This window comes from Delftia sp. HK171 (assembly GCF_001886655.1).
GTDB classification, from domain to species: domain Bacteria; phylum Pseudomonadota; class Gammaproteobacteria; order Burkholderiales; family Burkholderiaceae_C; genus Comamonas; species Comamonas acidovorans.
Genome location: NZ_CP018101.1, coordinates 3,602,228 through 3,624,958 on the forward strand (window position 1 = coordinate 3,602,228; position 22,731 = coordinate 3,624,958).

General features: G+C 66.2%; 25 protein-coding genes and 1 riboswitch. Of the genes, 9 read left to right on the plus strand and 16 right to left on the minus strand.

From position 1 onward, the window contains the following. Nucleotides 1–9: 9 nt before the first annotated feature. Nucleotides 10–1,119, minus strand: a complete 1,110-nt coding sequence (lptG, locus tag BO996_RS16250; protein ID WP_034393081.1) for an LPS export ABC transporter permease LptG — start codon at nucleotides 1,117–1,119, stop codon at nucleotides 10–12. Continuing rightward, nucleotides 1,119–2,246 (minus strand): LPS export ABC transporter permease LptF, encoded by a 1,128-nt coding sequence (lptF, locus tag BO996_RS16255; RefSeq protein WP_071955634.1) that lies wholly within the window; start codon nucleotides 2,244–2,246, stop codon nucleotides 1,119–1,121. Before lptF ends, lptG begins: the two co-directional genes overlap by 1 nt. 23 nt (nucleotides 2,247–2,269) lie before the next feature. Here lptF and BO996_RS16260 point away from each other — a divergent pair, with 23 nt between their 5' ends. Genes BO996_RS16260 through BO996_RS16270 form a run of 3 tightly spaced genes read left to right on the plus strand, consistent with a single transcriptional unit; the run spans nucleotide 2,270 to nucleotide 5,152 of the window. Continuing rightward, the gene (locus BO996_RS16260) at nucleotides 2,270–3,829 is read left to right on the plus strand and encodes a leucyl aminopeptidase (protein WP_071955636.1); all 1,560 of its coding nucleotides are present in this window, start codon (nucleotides 2,270–2,272) and stop codon (nucleotides 3,827–3,829) included. Nucleotides 3,830–3,874: 45 nt separating this feature from the next. Beyond that, complete coding sequence (locus BO996_RS16265) at nucleotides 3,875–4,306, plus strand: DNA polymerase III subunit chi (protein ID WP_071955639.1); 432 nt, start codon at nucleotides 3,875–3,877, stop codon at nucleotides 4,304–4,306. Nucleotides 4,307–4,309: 3 nt separating this feature from the next. Further along, nucleotides 4,310–5,152 (plus strand): hypothetical protein, encoded by an 843-nt coding sequence (locus tag BO996_RS16270; RefSeq protein ID WP_071955641.1) that lies wholly within the window; start codon nucleotides 4,310–4,312, stop codon nucleotides 5,150–5,152. A gap of 45 nt (nucleotides 5,153–5,197) precedes the next feature. Here the strand turns inward: BO996_RS16270 and BO996_RS16275 are convergent, their stop codons facing one another. The 3 genes from BO996_RS16275 to BO996_RS16285 form a co-directional block, all read right to left on the minus strand. Beyond that, a complete protein-coding gene (locus BO996_RS16275) occupies nucleotides 5,198–6,214 on the minus strand; it encodes a D-2-hydroxyacid dehydrogenase family protein (protein WP_063326267.1) in 1,017 nt (338 codons plus the stop codon). Between the two features lie 638 nt (nucleotides 6,215–6,852). Beyond that, nucleotides 6,853–7,383 carry a DUF4124 domain-containing protein gene (locus tag BO996_RS16280; RefSeq protein ID WP_071957133.1) on the minus strand — a complete coding sequence of 177 codons (531 nt, stop codon included), beginning with the start codon at nucleotides 7,381–7,383 and terminating at the stop codon, nucleotides 6,853–6,855. Nucleotides 7,384–7,490: 107 nt separating this feature from the next. Next, nucleotides 7,491–7,694, minus strand: a complete 204-nt coding sequence (locus BO996_RS16285; protein WP_071955643.1) for a hypothetical protein — start codon at nucleotides 7,692–7,694, stop codon at nucleotides 7,491–7,493. Between the two features lie 113 nt (nucleotides 7,695–7,807). Next, nucleotides 7,808–7,871: riboswitch (Fluoride riboswitch) on the plus strand. Nucleotides 7,872–7,952: 81 nt separating this feature from the next. Between BO996_RS16285 and crcB the strand changes: the two genes are divergently transcribed. Continuing rightward, entirely contained in the window at nucleotides 7,953–8,339 is a 387-nt protein-coding gene (gene crcB, locus BO996_RS16290) for a fluoride efflux transporter CrcB (RefSeq protein WP_071955645.1), read from the plus strand. A gap of 178 nt (nucleotides 8,340–8,517) precedes the next feature. After that, nucleotides 8,518–9,075, plus strand: a complete 558-nt coding sequence (locus BO996_RS16295) for an AAA family ATPase (RefSeq protein ID WP_071955647.1) — start codon at nucleotides 8,518–8,520, stop codon at nucleotides 9,073–9,075. Between the two features lie 47 nt (nucleotides 9,076–9,122). Here the strand turns inward: BO996_RS16295 and BO996_RS16300 are convergent, their stop codons facing one another. The 4 genes from BO996_RS16300 to lexA form a co-directional block, all read right to left on the minus strand. Further along, nucleotides 9,123–10,094 (minus strand): FecR domain-containing protein, encoded by a 972-nt coding sequence (locus tag BO996_RS16300; protein ID WP_071955649.1) that lies wholly within the window; start codon nucleotides 10,092–10,094, stop codon nucleotides 9,123–9,125. A 4-nt stretch (nucleotides 10,095–10,098) separates the two neighbouring features. Beyond that, nucleotides 10,099–10,575, minus strand: coding sequence for a sigma-70 family RNA polymerase sigma factor (locus BO996_RS16305; RefSeq protein ID WP_043781909.1), 477 nt, complete (start codon nucleotides 10,573–10,575; stop codon nucleotides 10,099–10,101). A gap of 254 nt (nucleotides 10,576–10,829) precedes the next feature. Next, nucleotides 10,830–11,252, minus strand: coding sequence for a hypothetical protein (locus BO996_RS16310; RefSeq protein WP_043821086.1), 423 nt, complete (start codon nucleotides 11,250–11,252; stop codon nucleotides 10,830–10,832). A gap of 162 nt (nucleotides 11,253–11,414) precedes the next feature. Then, a complete protein-coding gene (lexA, locus tag BO996_RS16315; RefSeq protein WP_012205399.1) occupies nucleotides 11,415–12,089 on the minus strand; it encodes a transcriptional repressor LexA in 675 nt (224 codons plus the stop codon). A gap of 98 nt (nucleotides 12,090–12,187) precedes the next feature. Between lexA and BO996_RS16320 the strand changes: the two genes are divergently transcribed. Then, the gene (locus tag BO996_RS16320) at nucleotides 12,188–13,177 is read left to right on the plus strand and encodes an asparaginase (RefSeq protein WP_071955651.1); all 990 of its coding nucleotides are present in this window, start codon (nucleotides 12,188–12,190) and stop codon (nucleotides 13,175–13,177) included. Between the two features lie 91 nt (nucleotides 13,178–13,268). On the opposite strand, the gene adk is transcribed toward BO996_RS16320, so the two are convergent. From adk to BO996_RS16350, 6 genes are all read right to left on the minus strand, one after another. Then, nucleotides 13,269–13,925: an adenylate kinase gene (adk, locus tag BO996_RS16325; RefSeq protein ID WP_012205401.1), complete on the minus strand. Its 657-nt coding sequence runs from the start codon at nucleotides 13,923–13,925 to the stop codon at nucleotides 13,269–13,271. Between the two features lie 264 nt (nucleotides 13,926–14,189). Further along, nucleotides 14,190–14,987, minus strand: coding sequence for a 3-deoxy-manno-octulosonate cytidylyltransferase (gene kdsB / locus BO996_RS16330; protein WP_071955653.1), 798 nt, complete (start codon nucleotides 14,985–14,987; stop codon nucleotides 14,190–14,192). 67 nt (nucleotides 14,988–15,054) lie between these two features. After that, nucleotides 15,055–15,237, minus strand: coding sequence for a Trm112 family protein (locus BO996_RS16335; protein WP_012205403.1), 183 nt, complete (start codon nucleotides 15,235–15,237; stop codon nucleotides 15,055–15,057). Nucleotides 15,238–15,301: 64 nt separating this feature from the next. After that, complete coding sequence (gene lpxK, locus BO996_RS16340; RefSeq protein WP_071955655.1) at nucleotides 15,302–16,318, minus strand: tetraacyldisaccharide 4'-kinase; 1,017 nt, start codon at nucleotides 16,316–16,318, stop codon at nucleotides 15,302–15,304. A gap of 13 nt (nucleotides 16,319–16,331) precedes the next feature. Continuing rightward, on the minus strand, nucleotides 16,332–16,757 hold the full coding sequence (locus BO996_RS16345; protein ID WP_012205405.1) for an ExbD/TolR family protein: 426 nt from the start codon (nucleotides 16,755–16,757) through the stop codon (nucleotides 16,332–16,334). A gap of 31 nt (nucleotides 16,758–16,788) precedes the next feature. Further along, complete coding sequence (locus tag BO996_RS16350; protein ID WP_012205406.1) at nucleotides 16,789–17,421, minus strand: MotA/TolQ/ExbB proton channel family protein; 633 nt, start codon at nucleotides 17,419–17,421, stop codon at nucleotides 16,789–16,791. Nucleotides 17,422–17,815: 394 nt separating this feature from the next. Here BO996_RS16350 and xseA point away from each other — a divergent pair, with 394 nt between their 5' ends. Both xseA and BO996_RS16360 read left to right on the plus strand, forming a co-directional pair. Further along, complete coding sequence (gene xseA / locus BO996_RS16355) at nucleotides 17,816–19,153, plus strand: exodeoxyribonuclease VII large subunit (protein ID WP_071955657.1); 1,338 nt, start codon at nucleotides 17,816–17,818, stop codon at nucleotides 19,151–19,153. 318 nt (nucleotides 19,154–19,471) lie between these two features. Beyond that, nucleotides 19,472–20,053, plus strand: coding sequence for a Fe-Mn family superoxide dismutase (locus BO996_RS16360; protein WP_012205408.1), 582 nt, complete (start codon nucleotides 19,472–19,474; stop codon nucleotides 20,051–20,053). Between the two features lie 104 nt (nucleotides 20,054–20,157). Here the strand turns inward: BO996_RS16360 and BO996_RS16365 are convergent, their stop codons facing one another. Beyond that, entirely contained in the window at nucleotides 20,158–21,702 is a 1,545-nt protein-coding gene (locus tag BO996_RS16365; RefSeq protein WP_071955659.1) for an MFS transporter, read from the minus strand. 114 nt (nucleotides 21,703–21,816) lie between these two features. Here BO996_RS16365 and BO996_RS16370 point away from each other — a divergent pair, with 114 nt between their 5' ends. Next, complete coding sequence (locus tag BO996_RS16370; RefSeq protein WP_071955661.1) at nucleotides 21,817–22,698, plus strand: LysR family transcriptional regulator; 882 nt, start codon at nucleotides 21,817–21,819, stop codon at nucleotides 22,696–22,698. Nucleotides 22,699–22,731: the final 33 nt, after the last annotated feature.

Sequence of the window (22,731 nt, forward strand, 5' to 3'; positions counted from 1 at the left end):
GCAAAGGACCTAGCGGCGCAGCACCAGCCAGGTGAAGGCAGTCAATGAAAGAAGGCTGTAGAGCAGGCCCGGCGCCGCAGCGGTCAGCCAGGGCGACCAGGTCTGCAGCGTGCCGATGTAGCCGAACACGTTGTTCAGCAGGAAGAAGCTGATGCCGGCCATCACACCGCCGAACACATAGGCTGCGATGCCGCCCGAGCGGAAATGCAGATAGGCAAAGGGCAGGGCCAGCACCACCATCACCAGGCAACTCATGGGGTAGAAGACCTTGCGCCAGAACTCGATCTCGTACTTCTGCGCGGCCTGGCCGTTGGCCTCCAGGTGGCGCACGTACTGGAACAGCGAAATGGTGGACATGCGGTCAGGCTTGAGCAGCGCAGCCGAGACCATTTCGGCGCTGATGCCGGTCTTCCAGACCAAGCTGTCCTCTTTCTCGCGCAGCAGCACCATGCCTCCGTCGGCCTTGGCCTTCAGGCGGCTGGCCTCAACGCCCTGGAGCGTCCAGGATTCGCCATCCTCGCTGACCTGCGCCGCCTGCGCATGGATCTGGGCCGAGATGCGGCCCTGGCCGTCAAAGTCGAAGATGCGCACATTGGAGAAATCACCGGGCCCGCGGATGGCGCGCACGTTGATGGCGATGGAGTGATCGCCCTGGCGTTCCTTGAGCCAGGCACCCGTGGCGCCGCGCGACAGCTGGGCCAGGTGGATGGCGCGGATGTTCTGGCCCGCGTTCTCGGCCGCCGGCGCCAGGTAGTCGCCCGTGCCGAAGGTGGCCAGCACAAAACCCAGGCCCAGCACCATCAGCGTGCGCAGCGCCAGCCAGGGGCCCATGCCGCTGGTGCGCATGATGGTGAATTCCGAGCTCTGGGCAAAGCGCGCCATCACGTAGATGGTGCCGATCAGCACGGTGATGGGCATCAGCTCGTACAGGTGGCTGGGGATGCGCAGCACCACGAAGAGCAGGGCGTGCGTGATCTGGTAGCCGTTGTCGCCGCCGCGCCCGACCCAGCGCAGCTCATCGACCAGATCGAAGAAGAAGAACAGCGCCAGGAAGGCCAGCGTCACATAGCTGACGGCCGCGATGATGTCGCGGTACAGCAGGTTTCTCAGAACTCTCATCAGGGCACCGCCTTTGCGTCGTCCAGGGCAGCCGGCTTGCAGGGCCTGCGCCACAGGTCGCGGGGCGACCAGCGCTTGTGCCGTGCCAGCAGCACCAGCAGTGCCAGCAGCAATGTTCCACCGTGCAGCAGGGCCGTCATGGCGGGCATGCTCAGCTTGCCCGAGGCCACCCAGTTCTCGCCCAGCGTCATCAGGTTGTAGTACACGATGAAGGCGAACAGCGCGAGCATGAGGCTGCCGCTGCCGCCCGCGCGCGGGTTCACGCTGGCCACGGCCAGGCCCAGGATCACGAAGTTCAGCGCCGCCAGCGGCAGGCCTATGCGCCAGCCCAGCTCGGCGCGGTAGATGGGTTCGGTGCGCGGCAGCAGCTCATGCGTGTACGTGCTGCGCGCGGCCATTTCCTCGGCGGCGGCCAGATTGCTGCCGCTGCCGAGCTGCGTGCCGTATTCCTTGAACTCGCTGATCTTCACCGAGCCGTCGCTGGTCTGCGTTTCCATGCGCTGGCCGTCGGTCAGCACGGCCATTCGCTCGCCATTGATCACTTCCAGCCGCGCGCCGCGCGCCGAGGTCACGGACTCTCGCCCGCGCTCATTGGCCACGATGAACACATTGTTGGCAGCGGTGGCGCTGGGCACGTCCTTGTCGATGAAGAACACGCGCGAGCCGCCGGCAGACTCCTGGAACTCGCCGGGAGCGATGCGGTCGATGTCGCTGCGCTGCTCGAACTGGGTCTTGATCTGCTCGATCTGCTGGTTGGCCCAGGGCAGGATGCCCAGGCCCAGCACGGCGATCACTGCCAGCACCGGCCAGGCAAAGCGCAGCAGCGGGCGCAGCAGGCTGGCCAGCCCCTGGCCTGCGGCGAACCAGATCACCATCTCGCTGTCGCGGTACATGCGCGACAGCGAGCCGACCACGGCCACGAAAAGCCCCAGGCCCAAAATCGTGGGCAACTGGCCAAGCACCGTATAGCCCATGACCAGCAGAACGTCGGAAGGGCTGACATTGCCCTTGTAAGCCTGGCCCAGCGTGCGGATCAGCATCATGGTCATGACGACCGTGATCAGCACCACGACCGTGGCACCGAAGCTGCGGGCCAGCTCTTTGCGTATGGATGAATCGAATAACATTGGCTGAAAGGAAAACGCCGATTATGAACTTTGAACTGAAGCCGTTGACGACTGCCGCAGCAGTACGTGAAAAGTGTGACCTGTTGTTGGTGCTGGTGACCGAAGCCACGGTCACGGGCAGCGACGCGCTGTCCACCCTGGTCGCACACGCGGTCAAGGCCGGAGATTTCGAAACGGCAGCCGGCAAGCAGCTGGCACTGTACGGCCTGCCAGCCGTCGCTGCACGCCGCGTCGTGCTGCTGGGCGCGGGCAACGGCTCGGCACGGGAAGTGCGCCAGGCCGTGGCCGGCGCAGGTGCCGCGCTCAAGGCCACCGGTGTTGGCAAGGCCTTGCTGTGCTTTGGCTTCGATGCGGCAGGTCCTGCCGTTGCTGCCGCCGTTCTGGCGGCGGCCGATGCCTGCTACAGCTATACCCACACTAAGCCGCAGGCCAAGCCCGTGGCGCTCAAGAAGCTGGTGATTGCCACAGCCGTCAAGGCGGGCGACAAGAATGGCGTTGCCGACGCTTTCAAGACCGCCGTGGCCCAGGCCGAAGGCATGACCCTGGCACGCGAATGGGCCAATCGCCCCGCCAACCACGCCACGCCCACCTTGCTGGCTGACGCGGCCCGCGCCCTGGCCAAGCTGCCCGGCATCAGCTGCAAGATCCACGGCCCCGCCGAAGTCGCCAAGCTCGGCATGGGCGCCTTCATGGCCGTGGCCCAGGGATCGGAGCAGCCGCTGCGCTTCATCGAACTGCACTACAACGGCGGCACCAAGGGCGCCGCGCCCGTGGTGCTGGTCGGCAAGGGCATCACTTTCGATACCGGCGGCATCTCGCTCAAGCCTGCCGCTGAAATGGACGAGATGAAGTTCGACATGGGCGGCGCCGCCAGCGTGCTGGGCGTGTTCCATGCGCTGGCCCGGCTGCAGCCGGCCGTCAATGTCGTCGGCCTCATTCCGGCGTCCGAGAACATGCCCGGCGGCGCTGCCGTCAAGCCGGGCGATGTGGTCACCAGCATGAGCGGCCAGACCATAGAAATCCTCAACACCGATGCCGAAGGCCGTCTCGTGCTCTGCGATGCGCTGACCTACGCCGCCCGCTTCAAGCCCCGCGCCATGGTGGACATCGCCACGCTGACCGGCGCCTGCGTCATCGCCCTGGGCGGGCTGCGCAGCGGCATGTTCTCGCCCAGCGACGAACTGGCCCGCGCGCTGGAGCAGGCCGGCGATGCGGCACTGGACCCCTGCTGGCGCATGCCGCTGGACGAGGAGTACGGCGAAGGCCTCAAGAGCAATTTTGCCGACATGGGCAATGTGGCTGGCCGCGCGGGTGGCGCAGTCACGGCAGCCAAGTTCCTGCAGCGCTTTGTGGGCGACATTCCCTGGGCGCACCTGGACATCGCCGGCACGGCCTGGAAGAGCGGCGCCGCCAAGGGCGGTACAGGCCGCCCCGTGGGCCTGCTGCTGCACTATCTGCTGGCCGGCATCGATGCTGGCAAGGTGCAGGCCAAGGCTGCTGCACCCAAGAAACCTGTGCCAGCCAAGGCAGGATCTGCCAGCCGCCGCAAGGCTGCAGTTGCCGCTCAGCCGGAGCAGGCATGAGCGCATCGTCCCCGTCGGCCCGGACCTGTTTGAAGGGGGCATCGCTTGACTGAAGTGGCGTTCCATTTCAACGCGCCCGACAAGCTGGCTTATGTCTGCCGTCTGGCGCGCAAGGCGCTCAGGCACCGCACGCAACTGGTGGTGCTGGGCTCGCCGCCGCTGCTCAAGGCCTTGTCGCCCAGGCTGTGGAGTGTCTCGCCCACCGACTTCCTGGCACATGCCGGCGAAGGCGATGGGGCAGACATCATGGCCTTCTCGCCCATCGTTTTGCTGGAGCGGCTGGACGGCGCGCCGCACCACGACATGCTGGTCAACCTGGGCGGCGAAGTGCCCGAAGGGTTCGAGCGCTTTGCGCGTGTCGTCGAAGTGGTTTCCGCCACCGACGAGGAAGACCGCTACCTGGCCCGGCAGCGCTGGAAGCACTATGCGGCCCAGGGTATTTCCATCAAGCGCCATGACCTGGTCCTCAAGGAGTAAGCCATGAGCGCTCCTCCCTCCAAAACCCCACCGCGCTTTGTTCCCACGCTCACCGATGTCGTTGCGGTGGATGCGGTGCAGGCACCGGTTCAGGCGGTCGAACCCCCGGCACCCCTGGCACACCCCGTGTCCGAACTTCCGCTGACGGACGAAGCGACGCCCTGGGCCAGCGAAGGCATGCTGGCGCCTCGGCGTGGCGTGGTCACCCTGCCTGCGTCCCTGCCGCCGCTGCCGCAGGACCTGGAGCCCCAGCGGCCCATGGTCACCGAGCAGGCTGCACCCGAGGAAATCCCGACACCTGCAATGCAGCCCGTGCTTTCGGACTATCAGCCGCCCAGCGCCCCGTCCGTGGAAATGCAATTGGCCCAGGAAGGCCGTCTAGCCGAAATGGCTGATGTGGCTGATGCGGCTGAGGCGGCAGGTGCTGCAGGTGCGGCAGATGTGGCTTCAGCGGGCGACGTGGCACCGGCCGGGGAAGTAGTCCCTGCCGACCTGGTGGTCCCGGTGGTGCAGGCTGTCGTGGCAGAGGCGGCTGCCGCGCCGACGCCGGCTTCCCCTGCCATGCCGGCAGCCCCCACCATGGAGTCCATCTGGGACAGCCATGCGCAGCAGGTCACCGAGGAATATCTGGTCCATCGCCTCATGCAGCGTGTGGACCTGGTGCTGGACCAGCGCCTGCGCGACGCCATTGCCACCGTGGTTCAGCAGCAGACACGGTCCATCGTCGTGCGTCTGCGCGAGGAGGTGGAATCCGTCGTGCGCCAGGCCGTCTATGAGGCGGTGGCCGATGAACTGGCCTTTCGCGCCACGGCCGCACGTGGCGACTCCGGCCAGGGCGGCCGTTGAGTGCAGGGCAAGGGCGGGTGGCGCAAGCCCCCGCCTGATCGGTCGTCAGCCTGCGCGGGCCGGGCCTGAGAACACCTCGGGATTGAGGATGTTGCTGGGCTGCCCCGCAACGAAGTTCACCACATTGTCGAAGGCAGCGCGAAAGTACAGCTCGTAGCTGTCCTGCTCCACGTAGCCGATGTGCGGCGTGCAGATGCAGTTCTCCAGCCGCAGCAGCGCATGGCCCTGGAGGATGGGCTCGCTCTCGAACACGTCCACGGCCGCCAGGCCCGGCCGGCCTCGGTTGAGCGCACCCAGCAGGGCATCGGCCTCCACCAGCTCCGCGCGCGAGGTGTTCACGAACAGGGCGGTCGGCTTCATGCGTGCCAGATCCTGCGCCGTGACGATGCCGCGTGTGGCCTCATGCAGGCGCAGATGCATGGACAGCACGTCGGATTCGGTAAAGAAAGCCTCGCGCGAGTCCGCAGCCGCAAAGCCATCGGCCTGTGCCTTCTGGCGCGAGCTTTCGCTGCCCCAGACCAGAACCTGCATGCCGAAGGCATGGCCATAGTGCGCGACCAGCCGTCCAATGCGGCCGTAGCCCCAGATGCCCAGCGTGCGCCCGTGCAACACGCTGCCCAGTCCGAAATTCGCAGGCATGGACGCAGCCTTGAAGCCCGATTGCTGCCATGCGCCGTGCTTGAGGTTGGCGATGTACTGCGGCAGCCGCCGCGTGGCCGCCATGATCAGCGACCAGGTCAGCTCGGCCGGTGCAATGGGCGAGCCCACGCCCTCGGCAATCGCAACGCCCTGGTCGGTACAGGCCTGCACATCGATATGGGCGCCGGCCTTGCCGGTCTGCGCGATCAGCTTCAGGCGCGGAAGCTTTTCCAGCAGCTGCCGGCTGATCTGCGTGCGCTCGCGGGTCAGCACGATGATGTCCGCATCGCGCAACCGCACCGACAGCTGGCCAACGCCCTTGACGGTATTGGTGAAGACCTTGGCGTTGAAGGGCTCCAGCAGACGAGCACAGTCCAGCTTGCGCACGGCGTCCTGGTAGTCGTCAAGAATGATGATGTTCATTGCCTGTGAATCTGTCATAAGCCTTTGATTTATCTCCGGTTTGCCGCGAAAGATGTTGTCGGCAAACACTTTAATCTGTCGTTGCGCTCTGTCTTCGGCATCGTCGGCACTTGCCTGAGCTGGGCTGCTTGAAGGTTCTATGAGACTCGCGCAGCCAAGGCCCTGAAGCCCGGCGAACACATTGTCGTTCAAGCTTGCGCCTACCTGGGGCTGGAGGCTTCGGTCAGTACCAAATCTTGGACCTGTCGTTACAGAAGTCTCGCAGATGCAAAGGCTCAAGCCGGCGAAGTGCGGCCGTTGGCCCACCATGCCAGCCGCACAGGCTGCTTCCGAATGGCAAGCTGCATCTTGCTCCGCTCGCCCCGTGGCTTATTCAACGAACGCAGGCAGGCAGGCAGGACAAGGTCGGCTCCGCGCAACCGTATCAGTGGCTTACACACTGGAACGTCTTGGCGACGACGATGTCGAGAAGGCTTGGTGGATGGCCGCCTGTTGGCGAAGTAGGTGAAGACCGGGTTGGCGGCGGTCTGAAGAGGCTGCGTGGCATTGGGAGAATGCCTGAACATGTTCCCCCGCTGGTGAGTGGCGCGAGAGGAGTCATGATTGCGCTTGATATCTGGCAGTTCCGTGCCTGGTTCTCATTGAGAAACTGGTTGCTGAATGGAGTGGGGTACTCCCGGTGTCACAATCACCTTCGGCGGCTCCTGCATCAGGGGCGTATTTGAGCCGCATGCAGCATTGACACTCGTGATAGCGGCATTGGTCCGCATGCGTTTTTCGTCTTGGGAAATGGCGCGAATGCTGGAGACGAATTCCAGCTCCTTGCGCGCCTGCTTGCACTGAAGGGACGCACCGAGCTGCTCGGGCGCAGGAGCAGTTGTCTGGCGGGCCTGCTGCTCGATGACACGCTGCTGGCTCTCGATCTGGCGCTGCTGCATTTCGTTCATCTGGCGCTGATACTTTTGTTCATTCGCCTGTGCTGCATCAGCCCGTTCACGGGAGATCTCATCGTCCGATTTTTTGCGCTGAATCAGAGCTCCAGTGTCATTGCTGCTGCAAGGACTGTCTGAGAAAGTCGACTTTCCAGAAGCATCCTTGCATTGAAAGACCTGGGCTGCGGCAGGCAATGCGAAAAGTGCTGTAAAGATTGCTGTGGTCAAGAGTCGCATATGCATATCGATGAATTGATGGGCCTGATCGGAATCGAATTACAGACGAAGAATAGTCCTTTGACCCGCATGCCTGGCAACTTTCGTCTTGGTTCGAATGGCCCGCTTCACTCGGCGTCCCGCAGGGCAGCGCGGCGGGCTGCTTCAGCGGTCTCCTGAGCCTCCTTCTCGGCTTGCCTGAAACGTTCTTGTGCTGTGGTCGGTGTGCCGTCATGGCCGCCTGCGGCGCGCTCACCGATGTGAATGTTGGAAAGCCTTGCTGTGCCGTACAGCAAGGCCGCTGCAATGATCAGGAGCACGATGAATTTCATTGTTGCATTGTGCCGCTGGTCATTTGGAGGGTACGGCCAGCGTCTGCAACGCAATCTCACACCTCTGCCGCTTGCCAGGTCCAGAGTAAACTCGCCCCCGCAGCCAGCACTCGCTGCACGATGGGAATGGAGCTTCCCGAAACCGCCCTGCGAAGGGCTGATGGCTCCTGCCTTGGTGGGATGGGTCCTGCCGGTGGCGGGGCCATGTCTTGATCCTGCCCGGCACGCCCGTCCCGGTTATTCGATGAAAGGACGGTCATGGGGTTCTACGGTTTCATTTTGGTGTTCGTTGGAGGCGGCCTGGGGTCTGCGCTCCGGCATGGCACGAACTTGCTCGCGCTGCGGCTGGTGGGCAATGCGTATCCACTGGGTACGTTGGCGATCAATGTGCTGGGTGCCTTCGTGATGGGGGTGGTGGTGGAGTGGTTTGCGCTCAAGACATCGCTGCCGCAGAGTGCGCGGCTGTTCATCACCACGGGCATTCTGGGTGGCTTCACCACGTTTTCGACGTACGCGCTGGAGGTCGGCATGCTGTATGAGCGTGGCGACTGGCTGGCCTCCGTGCTGTATGCGTTGGGCTCGCTGGTGCTTGGCGTGGCCGCGCTGTTTGCGGGGTTGGGGCTGGTGCGCATGGTGGCCCATTGAGACACCGTGATTGCGCTATGCTGTGCGCCATGGCTCGCCTGAACGCAACGCAGATTATTCGCACCATCCATTGGATGGTGGGTTAGCCAGCGGCCTTCAGCGCCATGCAACCCGCCCAGAGGAGGCGGGTTTTTTCATTCCGTCTCCGGGGTTTTCTCAAGCCTTTCAGGAGATGGATATGCAGGTTTCCGAACAGTCCCAGCCCCGTTGCGCAGAATATGCCGATGCCCCTGCCGCCAACGCGCGGCTTGCCACGCTGCACATGGTCTGCGGCAAGATCGGCTCGGGCAAGTCAACGCTAGCGCGGCAATTGGCGGCCGGGCCCGGAACGGTGTTGGTCAGCGAGGATTCCTGGCTGGCCGGCCTGTACCCCGGTGAGATGCAGTTGGTGGCCGATTACGTGCGTTGCAGCACGCGGCTCAAGGGGTTGATGGGGGCGCATGTACAGGCGCTGCTGGACGCTGGCGTGTCGGTGGTGCTGGATTTTCCGGCCAATACCCTGGAGGGGAGGGGGTGGGCGCGCAGCGTGTTCGAGAAAGTGGGCGCCTCGCACCGCCTGCATTTTCTGGATGTGCCTGACGAGGTCTGCAAGCAGCGCTTGCGTGTGCGCAATGCGGCAGGCGAGCATCCATTTCAGGCCAGCGATGAGCAATTCGATCTGATCACGAGCTACTTTGTCGCGCCCTCCGACGAGGAGGGCTTCGACGTGGTGCGTCACCCGTACGCGCCTGTCTGAAGTGCCGGCCTGGAAAAGAGACCTCGCCACGGCCTCATCCCACCATCTCAGCTTGATCGCGCTTGCACCTCCACCCAATAGCGGGTGCGCGTGCGCAGTTGCAGAGGAAAGCGGCTGACGAGCGCGGCCAGGGCGCGATCCGTGTCATCCACGGGAAAGGCGCCCGAGACAAGCATCCCGGCGACCTCGGCCGAGCAGCCCAGGTAGCCGGGCCGGTAGCGGGCAAGGGCGTCAATCAGCTGGCCCAACGGCATGTCCAGCGCGACCAGGCCGCCTTCACGCCAGCTGGCTGCAAAGGGGTCTGCGGACGTGGGCGGCTGGGTGGCGCTGGACGAGAAGGCGGCCTGCTGTCCGGCCTGCAATTGTGCGGAGGGCGCATCGCTGTCCAGAGGCTGCAGGCGCACGGCCTTTTCCTGCACGGTGACATGGCACAGGCCATCGTCCGCAAGATGGACCGTGAAGCGCGTGCCCAGGGCCAGTACGTGGCCTTGCGGGGTCTGCACGCTGAAGGGGCGGCCCAGCGCGTCGGGCTCGGTGGCGACGAGGATGCGGCCACGGTGCAGGCGCAGCAGGCGCTGGCGGTCGTCGAAAACGGTGTCCAAGGCGGTGGCCGTATCCAGGGCCACCAGGGAGCCGTCGGGTAGCGTCAGATCCCGGCGCTCGCCCGTGGCTGTACGCTGGTCGGCCTGCCAGCTTTCCAGTGGTGCGCCTTTCCAGGCCATCCAGGCCGTGGCGCCGCTGCCCAGGCCCAGAGCCACGCCGCGCATCACGGAGCGGCGGGTGGGCGAGGCGCGACGGCCCAGCGCCTGGCGCGCCAGGGGGGCGGGCAGATGCGACAGCTGCGCGGTGACGGATTGCACGCGCAGCCAGGCGCGCTGGTGGGCGGGATCGGCCTCATGCCATTTCTGCCAGTCCTGTTGCAGGCCCGCTGTGGCAGAGGCGCCGCGCAGTTTCACGTGCCAGGCGGCGGCCTCATGCAAGGCGCGGCGGTCGTTGCCTTCCAGGTGTCTCTCGCCCATGTGGCTATGCCAGGACCAGGCAGCAATGCTCCATCGCCCGGGTCAGGTAGTTGCTGACGGTGCGCAGCGATACACCCAGGCGCTGGGCGATCTCTGGGTAGCTTAGTTCCTCGAACTGGGCCAGCACAAAGGCTTCGCGAACCTTGGGAGGAAGGCCCTGGAGCATGCGGTCCACATCCAGCAGGGTCTGCTGGACGATGGCCTGCTCTTCGGGCGAAGGCGCCAGCGATTGCGGCAACTGGGCCAGATAGTCCAGATAGGACTGCTCCAGCGTGCGGCGGCGAAACAGGTCGGCGACCAGGCCCCGGGCGATGGTGGCCAGGTAGCGCCTGGGTTCGCGGATGTCCTGCTGCGGCAGGGGCGAGCGCAGCAGGCGCACAAAGGTGTCCTGGGCCAGGTCGGCGGCATCGTCACGGTTGCCCAGGCGTTTGCGCAGCAGGCTTTCCAGCCAGGGATGGTGGTTCTGGTAGAGGCTGTGCACTGAGAAGGCTGGGGCGGAGGAGGCGGGCGCAGTGGCAATCGCTGCTGCAAAAGATAATAAGAATGCTTATCAATTATCTTTCAGGCCGGCGCCCCTCCCGCAAAGAGGGCATCCACTTGTTGCATGTGCGCTACAGGGTGGTGGTGTCCGCCAGCCTGTATCAGCTTTGCGCAGGCCGATTCCTCGTGCGGCACGCGGTCCGCGCCGCCCAGGTTTGTGTCGTGCAAGGTGTGTCGCACACCTTGCATCGGGCCTCAGTTGGCTGCCGGTCCGCCATGCGCCTCCATGCGCTCCAGCGCAGCGCAGACATCAGCCATGCGCCCGGAGATGAACAGGCATTCCGGCTGCTCCTGCGGCGACCGCTGGATGATGCGCAGGCCTGAAGGCTGCTCAGGTGCGGATTGCAGGGCGGGCTGCGTCGGCAGCAAGGGCAGGATCAGCTGGGCATCTCCATGGTCTGCAGCGCGTGCGGCCTTGCCGCGGCGCTGCTGGCTGCGCCGGCGTGCCTTGCTGAAAGAGATCACGTTGGCGGGCTCGGGTGCTGCAGCAGGTAATGGCTGGCACGCAGGGGCTTGTGCAAGAGGCATGGCCGACTCCATGGCGGTCGCAGTCAGGCGGATGCCATGTGCCAGGCGCAGGAAGGAAAAAGAAGACAGTGTTGGCAGAGCGAATCCCATGTGACGACTCCTGTTGGCGTGTTTCAAAGAGGCATGGACACAGGCAGGATTGCGGTTTGCGGGCAAAGCTCCGCCCAGGGCGAAGCTCCAAGGCTTCGCGCCTACCACCTGGGCGGTGCGTGAAATGGGGTGAGGCGGCCGGAGAAGGGCCGCCAGTCCGGCTTACATGGACATGCTGTTGCGGATCAGCCCCACGGCCAGGCCTTCAATGGCAAAGGCCTCTTCGGGGGCGACGCGAATCACCGGGTAATCGGGGTTTTCCGGCAGAAGTTCCACGCCCTGCGTGGTGCGGCGCAGGCGCTTGACGGTGACTTCATCACCCAGGCGCGCCACGACGATCTGGCCGTTGCGGGCTTCGTGTGCGGACTGCACGGCCAGCAGGTCACCGTCCATGATGCCCGCGTCGCGCATGGACATGCCGCGCACGCGCAGCAGATAGTCGGGGCGCGTCTGGAACAGGCTGGGCTCGACGGAATAGGTTTGGTCGATATGTTCCTGGGCGAGAATGGGCGAGCCCGCCGCAACGCGGCCCACCAGGGGCAGCATCAGCGGTGCCAGGGCCGACAGCGGCAGTCCGAAGCTGGTGCCGCGCGCGGCATTGATGTTGCGCACGGTGTCGGTACGCAGGCGAATGCCGCGCGAGGTGCCGCTGACCAGTTCGATCACACCTTTGCGGGCCAGGGCCTGCAGGTGTTCTTCGGCTGCGTTGGCGGACTTGAAGCCCAGCGTGTTGGCGATTTCCGCGCGGGTGGGAGGCGCACCCGTGCGGGAGATGGCGGCCTGGATCAGGTCCAGGATCTGTTGCTGGCGGGCGGTGAGCTTGGGATGGTCGAGCATGGCGTGCGTCCGGTCCTTGAGGGCAGATGGCAGGCTGGGAGGCCATCTGATGATTTATACAGTATCTGTATTTTTAACCAGTTTTCCAAGAGGTGCAAGTGGGGCAGTCAAAGTTGGTGATTCTGGGCACGGGCGGGACCATCGCCGGCCGGGCGGATTCGCAGTCGCAGGGCGTGGGGTACAAGGCCGGGCAGATCACGGTGCAGTCGCTGCTGGAGGCCGTGCCGGACCTGGAGCAGCAGGCGCTGGGACCCGTGCAGACGCAGCAGATCGCGCAGGTGGACAGCAAGGATATGGACTGGCCCGTGTGGCGCGCGTTGCTGCGCGCCTGCATGCAGGCACTGGAGGATGCGGACACACGTGCCGTGGTGATCACGCATGGAACGGACACGCTGGAAGAGACGGCCTGGCTGCTGCACAGCCTGCTGCCGGCCACCAAACCCATCGTGTTGACCTGCGCCATGCGCCCGGCCACGGCCCTGTTGGCAGACGGCCCGCAGAATCTGCGCGATGCCGTGACCGTGGCTGCCAGCGGCGGGCGCAGCGGCGTATGGGTGGTGGCGGGCGGCGAGGTGCATGCGGCAGCCCAGGTGCAGAAGGTCCATCCCTACCGGCTGCAGGCAATGCGCTCCGTGGAAGGCGGGCCGCAGGCGTTGGTGGAGGAAGGGCGTGTGCGCTGGCTGGTGCCCGATGTGCCGTCCTCCCCCGCCGCGCCGTCCACGGGGGCCATGGTGCCTGCGACCATGTCATCTGATCTGCTGGCGCTGGATGAGCTGCCCTGGGTCGAGGTGGTGTTCAGCGGCGCCTTGGCGCGTGCCAGCGGTGTGGATGCGCTGGTGGCGGCAGGCGTGCGTGGCATCGTCGTGGCTGGCACGGGCAATGCGACGGTTCACGAAGGCATGGAAGCAGCCTTGCAGCGTGCCCGCGACAAGGGCGTCTGGATCTGGCGGGGCACGCGCTGTGCCGAAGGCCTGCCCGTGGCCTCCGGCCTTGGGACCAACCCGGCAGAGGCCGATCTGGCGCAGCTGCCCGTGGCAAAGGCACGGATTGCGATGATGCTGGCGCTGGCAGTGCAGCTGCGCGATTGAGCCTGCGGCGACGCCGGCATTTCTTCAGTTGCTGGCGGTCAACAAAAAAGCACCCGGCGGGTGCTTTTTTCGTTGCGGCACATGGCCTGCATCACTCAGCCAGTGCAGCCAGTGCGCGTTGGGTGATGTCCTCGACCGAGCCCAGGCCGCTGATGGCGCGGTACTTGGGCGCCGCTGCGGCTTCCTTTTCGGCCCATGCGCGGTAGTAGTCCACCAGGGGGCGGGTCTGGCTGCTGTAGACGTCCAGGCGCTTCTTGACGGTTTCTTCCTTGTCGTCTTCGCGCTGCACCAGCGGCTCGCCGGTCACGTCGTCCTGGCCTTCGACCTTGGGTGGATTGAACTTGACGTGGTAGGTGCGGCCCGAGGCGGGGTGGGAACGGCGGCCGCTCATGCGCTCGATGATTGCGTCGAAGGGCACGTCGATCTCCAGCACGTAGTCCAGCTTCACGCCAGCGGCCTTCATGGCGTCTGCCTGGGGAATGGTGCGGGGAAATCCATCAAACAGGAAGCCGTTGGCGCAATCGGCCTGGGCGATGCGTTCCTTGACCAGATTGATGATCAGGTCGTCGCTGACCAGTTGGCCGGCGTCCATCACGGCCTTGGCCTGCTGGCCCAGGGGCGTTCCGGCCTTGACGGCGGCACGCAGCATGTCACCGGTGGAAATCTGGGGGATGCCGTACTTCTGGCAGATGAAAGCGGCTTGCGTGCCTTTGCCGGCGCCGGGTGCGCCCAACAAAATCAGTTTCATGGAAGTCCTTGAGGAGAGTAGAAATTCTTGTCTGCCGGATCGGCCCACCGGGGCGGACAGTCCATGCGTCATATTTTTGTCGCGGGCAAGGATAGCACGCACAGGGCTAACACTGGCTTACACGCAGAGGGCAAAACTGTCGCCTGTGCAATCTCCAAAAACTGCGTTTTGCTGTCCGACAAAACCGCATGTGCAGTTGTGTTGTGAATGGCGATGCCGGGCATCGCCATTGGCGCATCTGTATTGGCGTATGCGGGATCGGATTCAGGCGGACAACCGGGCGCGCACCCGTTCCAGGTCTTCGGGGGTGTCCACGCCGGGGCCTGGTGCATGGGGCGTGAGGTGGACGGCGATGCGGTGGCCGTGCCACAGCGCGCGCAACTGTTCCAGCGCCTCCAGCACCTCGGTAGGGGCGGGAGAAAGCTGCGGGAAGCTGCGCAGGAAACCGGCACGGTAGCTGTAGATGCCGATGTGGCGCAGGGGCGCGAAGCCGGGGTGGCCCGGCGCTGCCGATGCCGCTGCAGATGCCGCCTCCCACCATGCCTGGCCTGCATGTTCACGCGCAAAGGGGATGGGGGCGCGGCTGAAATAGTGGGCCATGCCCTGGGCATCGCAGACGACCTTGACCACGTTCGGGTTGGTGAAGTCGGCCAGGCTGTCGATGGCATGCGCCGCCGTGCCCATGCTGGCCGAGGGCCGCTGCGGCAGCAGGGCGGCCACGGCATCGATGAGGTCGGGAGCGATCAACGGTTCGTCGCCCTGGACGTTGACGACGATGTCGTCGCCATCCAGGCTCAGCAGTTCGCAGGCCTCGGCCAGGCGGTCGCTGCCGCTGGCGTGGTCGCTGCGGGTGAGCACGGCTGCAACGCCGTGCGCGGCGCAGGCGGCGACGATGCTTTCGTCATCGGCCGCTACCACGCAGCGCGTGGCGCCGCTGAGGCCGGCGCGCTGTGCCACGCGCACGACCATGGGAAGGCCTGCAATGTCTGCGAGGGGCTTGCCTGGCAGGCGGCTGGAGGCAAGGCGGGCAGGAATCAGAACCGTGAAGGGCGCGGTGGGCATGGTGCGTTGCGGAGAAGGTCGAAAGTGCGGGCGCGGGCGTCGTCGGAAATCGGGCCTTGCGGCGCGATCAGTCCTCGAGCTCGTCGTCGTCCAGCGTGCGGGCTTCGGCCTCCAGCAGCACCGGGATGCCGTCGCGCACGGGGTAGGCCAGGCGCGCGCTGCGCGAGACCAGTTCCTGGTGCTCGCGGTCAAAGCGCAGCGGGCCCTTGGTGACGGGGCAGACCAGCAGTTCGAGAAGTTTGGCGTCCATGTCGGATCCTGTGTTTTGGAGGGGGAGGGCGAGCCGTGGCGGCCAGCCAAGACAGTGATGATAGTCAGGCGCGTGGCCTGCGCAGCGCCTGCAGCCGCTGATCCAGCAGCGCCCAGAAATCTGGCGGCAGCTGCAATTGCAGCGCAACGGACCAGGCCTGGGGATGGGTTCGCCACAGCTTGACCGCATCCTTTTCGGTGCAGACCAGCGGGTCTTCATTGCGTCCCAGGCGCTGGAAGCTCTCAAAATTATAGTGATCCGGCAGCGCCTGGGCATGCTCCAGCGCCAGGTCCTGTTCGCTGGCCAGCATGGAGAAAAAGGCCTCGGGCCGGGCCACGGCGGCCACGGCCTCCACGGGCCGTCCGCGCAGGGCCGCCAGGGGAATGCGCTCACCGTGCGCATTGACGCCTTCAGCGGCCAGTTGGCGCTGCATGGCAAAGGCGGGCGCATCCGTTGGAGGGCAGGCTCCCGCGTGCAGCACGGCGGTGACGGGGCGCGGCCAGGGTTCGCGCAGCGGGCCGGCCGGCAGCAGCCAGCCATTGCCGATGCCGTCGTCGTTGAAGACGCACAGCTCGATGTCGCGGGCCAGGCCCAGGTGCTGCAGGCCGTCGTCGCTGATGACCACATCCACCTGGGGATGGCGGGCGCGCAGGGCCTGGACGGCCTCGATGCGCTTGCGGGCCACGAAGACCGGCACGCCGCTGGCGCGCGCCAGCAGTGCGGGCTCGTCGCCCACATCGGCGGGGGCGCTTTCGGGTGTGGCTTCGCGGCAGTCGTCCCTGCTGCGACCATAGCCGCGCGAGACGATGCCAGGGCTCCAGCCGCCATCCCGCAGATGGCGGGCCAGGGCGAGCGTGACGGGGGTCTTTCCGGCGCCGCCCGCAATCACATTGCCGACGACGATGACCGGAATGCCGGCCTGGCCTGCACGCCTGAAGCCCAGTGCATAGGGCAGCCGATGCAGGCCCAGCAGGGCACGGTACAGCAGGGACAGGGGAAGGAGCGCGCAGGCCAGCAGGCCGCGGTGGCGCCAGGCCGCGCGAAGCCCCCGGGCTGCGGGGGCGGGGCCATTCCCGGGCATGGAGGCCTTGCCCTCAGCGCCCGGCGCTGGCCGAGGTCTGCGTGGCAAAGGTGATCTGGGACAGTCCGGCGCGGCGCGAGGCCTCCATCACCGACACCACGGACTGGTGCGGCGCGGTGGCGTCGGCGCTGATGATGACCACGCTGTCCTTGCCCGCAACGGCCGCTGCGGCCAGTGCCTGGGTCAGGCCGGTGACGCTGCGGTCTTCCACGGCGGTCTTGTTGATGGCGTAGCGGCCGTCGGCAGCGATGGCGACGATGATTTCGCGGGGCCGGTCGCGCTGCTGCTCGACATCGGCCACGGGAAGGGTCAGCTGCAGCTCGGTGAACTTGCTGTAGGTGGTGGACAGCATCAGAAAGATCAGCACCACCAGCAGCACATCGATGAACGGGATCAGGTTGATCTCGGGCTCGTCACGGCGGCGGGGACGGAAGTTCATGGCAGGTCTCTCGCGTGCGGGTTCTGCGGGTTCACTTGCCGCCGACGCGCACCAGGTGGCGCACGAACTGCTCGGAGGCCAGCTCCATGCCCAGCAGGTAGCCATCGACGCGGGCGCGGAAGTAGCGCCAGAAGATCAGCGCCGGAATGGCGACGATCAGGCCGAAGGCCGTGTTGTACAGGGCGATGGAGATGCCGGCCGCCAGCTGTGCCGGGTTGCCGCCGCCGGTGGCCGATGCTCCGCCTTGCGAGCCGAAGATCTCGATCATGCCGATCACCGTGCCCAGCAGGCCCAGCAAAGGCGCGGCAGAGGCGATGGTGGCCAGCGCGCTCAGGTGCTTTTCCAGCGTGTGGGCAGCAGCGCGGCCGGCGCCTTCCATGGAGGCGCGAAGCTCTTCTTCGCTGCTGTCCGGATGGGCCTGCAGGGCGCGCAGTCCGCTTGCCAGGACTTCGCCCAGCGTGGAGTTCTGGGACAGCTGCTGCACGACTTCCTGGCTGGGCAGGCCGCGCGAGGACACGGAAATCGCCTCGCCCAGCAGGGCGGGCGGCGCCACGCGGGCCGTTTTCAGCGCCACGAAACGTTCAAAGACCAGGGCCAGAGCCAGGATGGAGCAGGCAATCAGTGGCCAGATCGGCCAGCCTGCGGCTTGTATGATCGACAGCAAGTTGTTTTCCCCCGCGTTTAACTGCAGCCGACGATTATGGCCCAGCCATATGGCCGGTCCAGGCGTCTCGTGTCCGCGATCGCCTGAAAACTGTGACCCGGCGCAGCATCCAGGCAACGGGCGGCTCCCCATATTCGGGATTTTGGATGGTCGCTATAGCACAGATTTCTGTGGATAACTTTGTTATCAAGCGGGTTGCGCAAACGCCGCTGCGGCGGCGAATGGACACTGTGACAAATGTGAATTCTTTGTTGCGGTAAAAAAATCTTTATGAATCAATTGCTTGCGAGGTGTTTTTGAGAGTGCTTCTGCAAATTGCCGCCAAAGTGCCTGCTCGGGTCTGCATCCGCCTGCCTGTGGAGAATGTTGCACTGCATGCAGACCGGGAGGCCGCATGAGTGGTGCATTCGGCGCAATGAACCCAGCAGCGGCGCCGCTGGTCTGGGAAGTCGGGGCGCTGTGCCGCGCCGTGAGCGACGCCTTGCAGGCACGCTTCAATCCGGTGGCGGTGCGCGGGGAGATCAGCGGCTTTTCCCGCGCGGCCAGCGGGCATTGCTACTTCAGCATCAAGGACGCGGGCGGGCAGATCCGCTGCGCCATGTTCCGGCGTGCGGCCCAGCTCATGGATTTTTCGCCGCGCGACGGCGAACTGGTCGAGTTGCGGGGCCGGCTGGGGGTCTACGAGCAGCGTGGCGACCTGCAACTGGTCGTCGAGAGCATGCAGCGTGCGGGCCAGGGCGCCCTATTCGAGCAGTTCCTGCGGCTGAAGGCGCAGCTGGAGGCCGAAGGCCTTTTCGACGCGGCCCGAAAGCGCAGCCTGCCGCCGCTGCCGCGCGGCATTGGCGTGGTGACTTCTCCGGGGGCTGCTGCGCTGCACGACGTGATCACGGCGCTGCGCCGCCGCGTGCCCCATATCCCCGTGGTGCTGGTGCCTGCCCTGGTGCAGGGCGCGCAGGCGCCGGCCTCGCTGATCGATGCGCTGCAAAGGCTTTATGGCCTGGCGCGGGAAGGCGCGGGCTCGGTTGATGGCTCGGTGGCCGGCGCGCCGCCCATCGACACCATCTTGCTGGTGCGCGGGGGCGGCTCCATCGAAGACCTTTGGGCCTTCAATGACGAGCGCCTGGCCCGCACCATCGTGCAAAGCCCGGTGCCCCTGATCTGCGGCGTGGGGCACGAGACCGATTTCACCATTGCCGACTTCTGCGCCGACCTGCGCGCGCCCACGCCCACGGCGGCGGCCGAACTGGTGAGCCAGCCGCGCGAGGTCTGGATGGGTGCGCTGCAGCTCATGCAGGGCCGCCTGGAGGATTCCGTGCAGCGGCTGCTGGACCGCCAGCAGCAGCGCCTGGACCTGGCAGCGCAGCGCCTGGGCCGGCCCAGCGAGCAACTGGCCCGCAGCCGGCTGCAGCTCAGCCGCCAGGCCCAGCGACTGCGCCATGCCATGCAGTTGCGGCTGCAGCGCATGGACCATGCGGGGCAGGGCCTGCAGGCGCAGTTGCCTGCCGGCATGCGTCGCGGCCTGGACCGGCGCGCGGATCACCTGGCGCGCATGGAGCTTCGCCTGCAGCTGCTGGACCCGCGCCTGGTGCTGCAGCGCGGCTATGCCCTGCTGACCGATGCCGAGGGGCATCCCGTGACCGAGGCGCGCAGCGCGCCACCGGGCACGGCCTTGCAGGCGCAACTGGCCGACGGCAGCCTGGACCTGGTGGTGACGCAGCCGCGCCTGCTCTGAACTGCGGCGCCCTGGGTGCAGCGTTCGGCGTGCAAGGAGTGGCGGGCGGCAGGCAGTATCCGTGTAGGCCGATTGGCCGGATCAAGGTCAATTCACATCCACCCTCGCAGCAGCGGGCCAAGATGGGCCATTTGGCGCGCGCTTTCGCCGCAGGGTCACGAAGTTGTTCCTACAATGCCCGTTCGGGTGCGTGAGGGCCAGGGCTCGCAGCAATGCGCGCAGTGCAGGCCCCGCGCGACGGTCACGGCAGGCGCTGCAGGCGCTCTGCGCAACAGGTGCTGGCCCGTCCTAAAAGATTTCAACCACGAAGGAAACACCATGGAACATACCTTGCCCCCTCTGCCCTATGCGATTGACGCGCTGGCACCCCACTACAGCCAGGAAACGCTGGAGTACCACCATGGCAAGCACCACAACGCCTATGTGGTGAACCTGAACAACCTGCAAAAGGGCACCGAATTCGAAAACATGACCCTGGAAGAGATCGTCAAGAAGTCTTCCGGCGGCATCTACAACAACGCAGCCCAGATCTGGAACCACACCTTCTTCTGGAACTGCATGGCCCCCAACGGTGGCGGCGAGCCTACCGGCGCACTGGCTGACGCCATCAACAAGAAGTGGGGCAGCTACGCCGCCTTCAAGGAAGCCTTCGTGAAGTCGGCCGTGGGCAACTTCGGCTCTGGCTGGACCTGGCTGGTCAAGAAGGCCGACGGTTCGGTGGACATCGTCAACACCGGCGCTGCCGGCACGCCCCTGACCACGGAAGACAAGGCCCTGCTGACCGTGGACGTCTGGGAACACGCCTACTACATCGACTATCGCAACCTGCGTCCCAAGTTCGTCGAGACCTTCCTCGGCCAGCTGGTGAACTGGAAGTTTGCCGAGCAGAACTTCGCCTGATCGAAGCGCAGGTACGACGTGTGCACGCCATGTGCACGCCATGTGCACGCAACGCAAAAAGCCCCGGACGGGGCTTTTTGCTTTTTTAAGGGGAGGGCGACGGCTCAGCGGCGCTGAGCGCGCAGCCGCCAGCCCGTCCACAGTGCCGTGCAGACCAGCAGCAGCGTGGCGCTGGCGATCACGGCGCTGAAACCCTGGCCGAAGGCCGTGCGTGCCAGTTCGGTCAACTGGTGCGCGGCCTGGGGCATCAGCTGATCGGCAGCGAGCAGGGCTTCGTCCAGGCTGTCGCGCACGGAATCGGGCAGGGCCAGGCCCAGGCCCTCCGGCAGGTGCAGTGAGCCTGCATAGACGGCCGACAGCAGGCTGCCCATCAGCGTCACGCCCAGGGCGCCGCCCAGCTCGTATGACACCTCCTCGACCGAGGCCGCCATGCCGGCACGGTCCGCGGGAGCGCTTTGCATGATGGTGCTCGACGCCGTGGTCATGGCCGCGCCTATGCCCAGGCCCAGCACGGCCAGCGCTGCCGCCTGCGGCCACCAGCCCATGTCGTGGACCAGCAGATAGCCGCCCATGCCCAGGCCCGACAGCAGCAGCGCTGCCGGCAGCATGCGCGCGCCGCCCAGGCGTGGCAGCCAGTGGCCTGCCACGGGGCCGGCCACAAAGGCGGCCAGCGGCAGCGGCAGCACGGCCAGGCCGGCCTGCAGTGGCGACAGCCCCTGCACCAGTTGCAGGCGCTGGCTGAACACGAGCTCCATGCCGATCAGCGCGGCCGCTGCCACCAGGGCCGAGGCCACGGCCGTGGCAAACGCCGGGTTGCGGAACAGCACGAAGTCCAGCAGCGGGTCGCTGCTGCGGCGCTGGCGCCGCACGAACAGCGCGAGAAAGCCCAGGCCCAGCACCAGGGCCACGGCGGCCAGGGCCCAGTCGGGCGACTGTTTGCCGGCTTCCTTGATGGCGTAGGTGCTGCCCACCAGGCCTGCCATGACCTGCAATGAGCCGATGAAGTCCCAGGGCCGCTGCGAGGTGGCCGTGCCTGCGGGAATCAGCCAGCCGGCCAGGGGCAGGGCGAGCAGCACGATGGGCACATTGATCAGGAACACCGAGCCCCACCAGAAGTATTCGAGCAGCAGCCCGCCCACCACCGGGCCGAAGGCCGCGCCGCCCGAGGCCACCGAGGCCCAGATGCCGATGGCCAGCGCGCGCTCGCGCTCATCGGCAAAGCTCAGGCGGATCAGGGACAGCGTGGCCGGCATCATCATCGCCGCGCCCACTCCCAGCAGCGCACGTGCCGCAATCAGCAGGGCGGGCGAGGGCGCAAAGGCCGCGCACAGCGATGCCACGCCGAACACGCACAGCCCGGCCATGAACAGCCGCTTGTGACCGAGCCTGTCGCCCAGCGTGCCCATGCCCAGCAGCAGGCCTGAGACCACCAGCGCGTAGATGTTGACGATCCACAGCTTGGCCGAGGCCGTGGCCGCCAGGTCATGCGTGAGGCGCGGAAGCGCCGTGTAGAGCACCGTCATGTCGATGACGATGAGCAGCAGCGCCACCGAGACGATGGCCAGCACCAGCCAGCGGCGCGGATCGGCCGCCTGGGATTTTGGAAGATGCCCCGCAACGGGGTTCTGGGTTTGCGTTGTGAACGCCATAAAGCACCTGTTTGCCCCGGGCCTTGTGGGCCAGGGCTTCCTTCTTGATGAAAACCACAGTTTCCATCAATGAAATGATTCATCAAAGTTTGATTCCATCCATAAAATTGATGGATGGAATGGACACTCGACAGGCTGAAGCATTTTGTGGCGGTGGCCGAAGCCGGCACCATGACCGAGGCCGCCCGTCGCCTGGGGCGTGCGCAGTCGGCCGTGAGCACGGCCATCGGCCTGCTGGAAGCAGACCTGGGGCTGGAACTCTTCGACCGCGTGGGGCGCCGCGTGCAGCTGACGGCGGCAGGGGAGGTGATGCTGCTGGAGGCCCGGTCCCTGTTGCACCAGGCCCAGGCCATGGACCACCGTGCCCGCGCCCTGACCACAGGCGGGCAGGCACGCCTGGCCGTTGCGCTGGACGAGGCATTGCCCTATGTGCCGCTGGCCCAGCTGTTCAAGGAGCTGGCGGCGCGCTTTCCGGCCATGGAGCTGACCGTCCTGAACGGCACGGCCTCCGAAGTGGCCGGGCATGTGGCGGCGCAGCGTGCCCAGGTTGCCTTCCAGTTCGACCGAGCGCCTGCGCCGGCCACCTGTGCCCAGCGCCATATCGGCAGCGTGCCGCAGACCATTTGCGTGGCCAAGGGCCATGTGCTCGATGGCACGGCGGCCCTCACGCGCAGGCAACTGGCCGCGCACCGCCAGTTGCTGATGCACATCGAGGGCGTGGAGGACACCGTGCTCAGTCCCGCCGTCTGGCGCTCCAACAGCTTCTATGTGATTGCCGACATGGTGGCCGACGGCCTGGGCTGGGCCATCCTGCCGGTCAATATTGCCGAGTTCGGCGATCTGCGCCCGCATCTGCGGCAACGCGCCTGCGAGGGGCTGGCGCTGCCGCCGCTGACCGTGCGCATGCTCTGGCTGGAAGGGCTGGCGCCCGGGGCCGAAGCGCTGTGGATGCGCCAGCGCCTGGCCGAGCTGCTGGCCTTGATGGCCACGGCCTGAGCGGCCTGAGCGGTCTGGGCTGGCGCGGGCGTT

What these genes read in the sequence shown, in the direction of transcription:
- kdsB (WP_071955653.1), bottom strand. Translation starts at nt 14,987, where the DNA reads ATGCCCACCGCGCCCTTCACGGTTCTGATTCCTGCCCGCCTTGCCTCC.
- BO996_RS16365 (WP_071955659.1), bottom strand. Translation starts at nt 21,702, where the DNA reads ATGGCGTTCACAACGCAAACCCAGAACCCCGTTGCGGGGCATCTTCCA.
- BO996_RS16280 (WP_071957133.1), bottom strand. Translation starts at nt 7,383, where the DNA reads ATGCGACTCTTGACCACAGCAATCTTTACAGCACTTTTCGCATTGCCT.
- BO996_RS16360 (WP_012205408.1), top strand. Translation starts at nt 19,472, where the DNA reads ATGGAACATACCTTGCCCCCTCTGCCCTATGCGATTGACGCGCTGGCA.
- BO996_RS16300 (WP_071955649.1), bottom strand. Translation starts at nt 10,094, where the DNA reads ATGGGCGAGAGACACCTGGAAGGCAACGACCGCCGCGCCTTGCATGAG.
- BO996_RS16260 (WP_071955636.1), top strand. Translation starts at nt 2,270, where the DNA reads ATGAACTTTGAACTGAAGCCGTTGACGACTGCCGCAGCAGTACGTGAA.
- lptF (WP_071955634.1), bottom strand. Translation starts at nt 2,246, where the DNA reads ATGTTATTCGATTCATCCATACGCAAAGAGCTGGCCCGCAGCTTCGGT.
- lexA (WP_012205399.1), bottom strand. Translation starts at nt 12,089, where the DNA reads ATGCTCGACCATCCCAAGCTCACCGCCCGCCAGCAACAGATCCTGGAC.
- crcB (WP_071955645.1), top strand. Translation starts at nt 7,953, where the DNA reads ATGGGGTTCTACGGTTTCATTTTGGTGTTCGTTGGAGGCGGCCTGGGG.
- xseA (WP_071955657.1), top strand. Translation starts at nt 17,816, where the DNA reads ATGAGTGGTGCATTCGGCGCAATGAACCCAGCAGCGGCGCCGCTGGTC.
- adk (WP_012205401.1), bottom strand. Translation starts at nt 13,925, where the DNA reads ATGAAACTGATTTTGTTGGGCGCACCCGGCGCCGGCAAAGGCACGCAA.
- lptG (WP_034393081.1), bottom strand. Translation starts at nt 1,119, where the DNA reads ATGAGAGTTCTGAGAAACCTGCTGTACCGCGACATCATCGCGGCCGTC.
- BO996_RS16295 (WP_071955647.1), top strand. Translation starts at nt 8,518, where the DNA reads ATGCAGGTTTCCGAACAGTCCCAGCCCCGTTGCGCAGAATATGCCGAT.
- BO996_RS16285 (WP_071955643.1), bottom strand. Translation starts at nt 7,694, where the DNA reads ATGAAATTCATCGTGCTCCTGATCATTGCAGCGGCCTTGCTGTACGGC.
- BO996_RS16335 (WP_012205403.1), bottom strand. Translation starts at nt 15,237, where the DNA reads ATGGACGCCAAACTTCTCGAACTGCTGGTCTGCCCCGTCACCAAGGGC.
- BO996_RS16275 (WP_063326267.1), bottom strand. Translation starts at nt 6,214, where the DNA reads ATGAACATCATCATTCTTGACGACTACCAGGACGCCGTGCGCAAGCTG.
- BO996_RS16310 (WP_043821086.1), bottom strand. Translation starts at nt 11,252, where the DNA reads ATGGGATTCGCTCTGCCAACACTGTCTTCTTTTTCCTTCCTGCGCCTG.
- BO996_RS16345 (WP_012205405.1), bottom strand. Translation starts at nt 16,757, where the DNA reads ATGAACTTCCGTCCCCGCCGCCGTGACGAGCCCGAGATCAACCTGATC.
- BO996_RS16370 (WP_071955661.1), top strand. Translation starts at nt 21,817, where the DNA reads ATGGAATGGACACTCGACAGGCTGAAGCATTTTGTGGCGGTGGCCGAA.
- BO996_RS16270 (WP_071955641.1), top strand. Translation starts at nt 4,310, where the DNA reads ATGAGCGCTCCTCCCTCCAAAACCCCACCGCGCTTTGTTCCCACGCTC.
- lpxK (WP_071955655.1), bottom strand. Translation starts at nt 16,318, where the DNA reads ATGCCCGGGAATGGCCCCGCCCCCGCAGCCCGGGGGCTTCGCGCGGCC.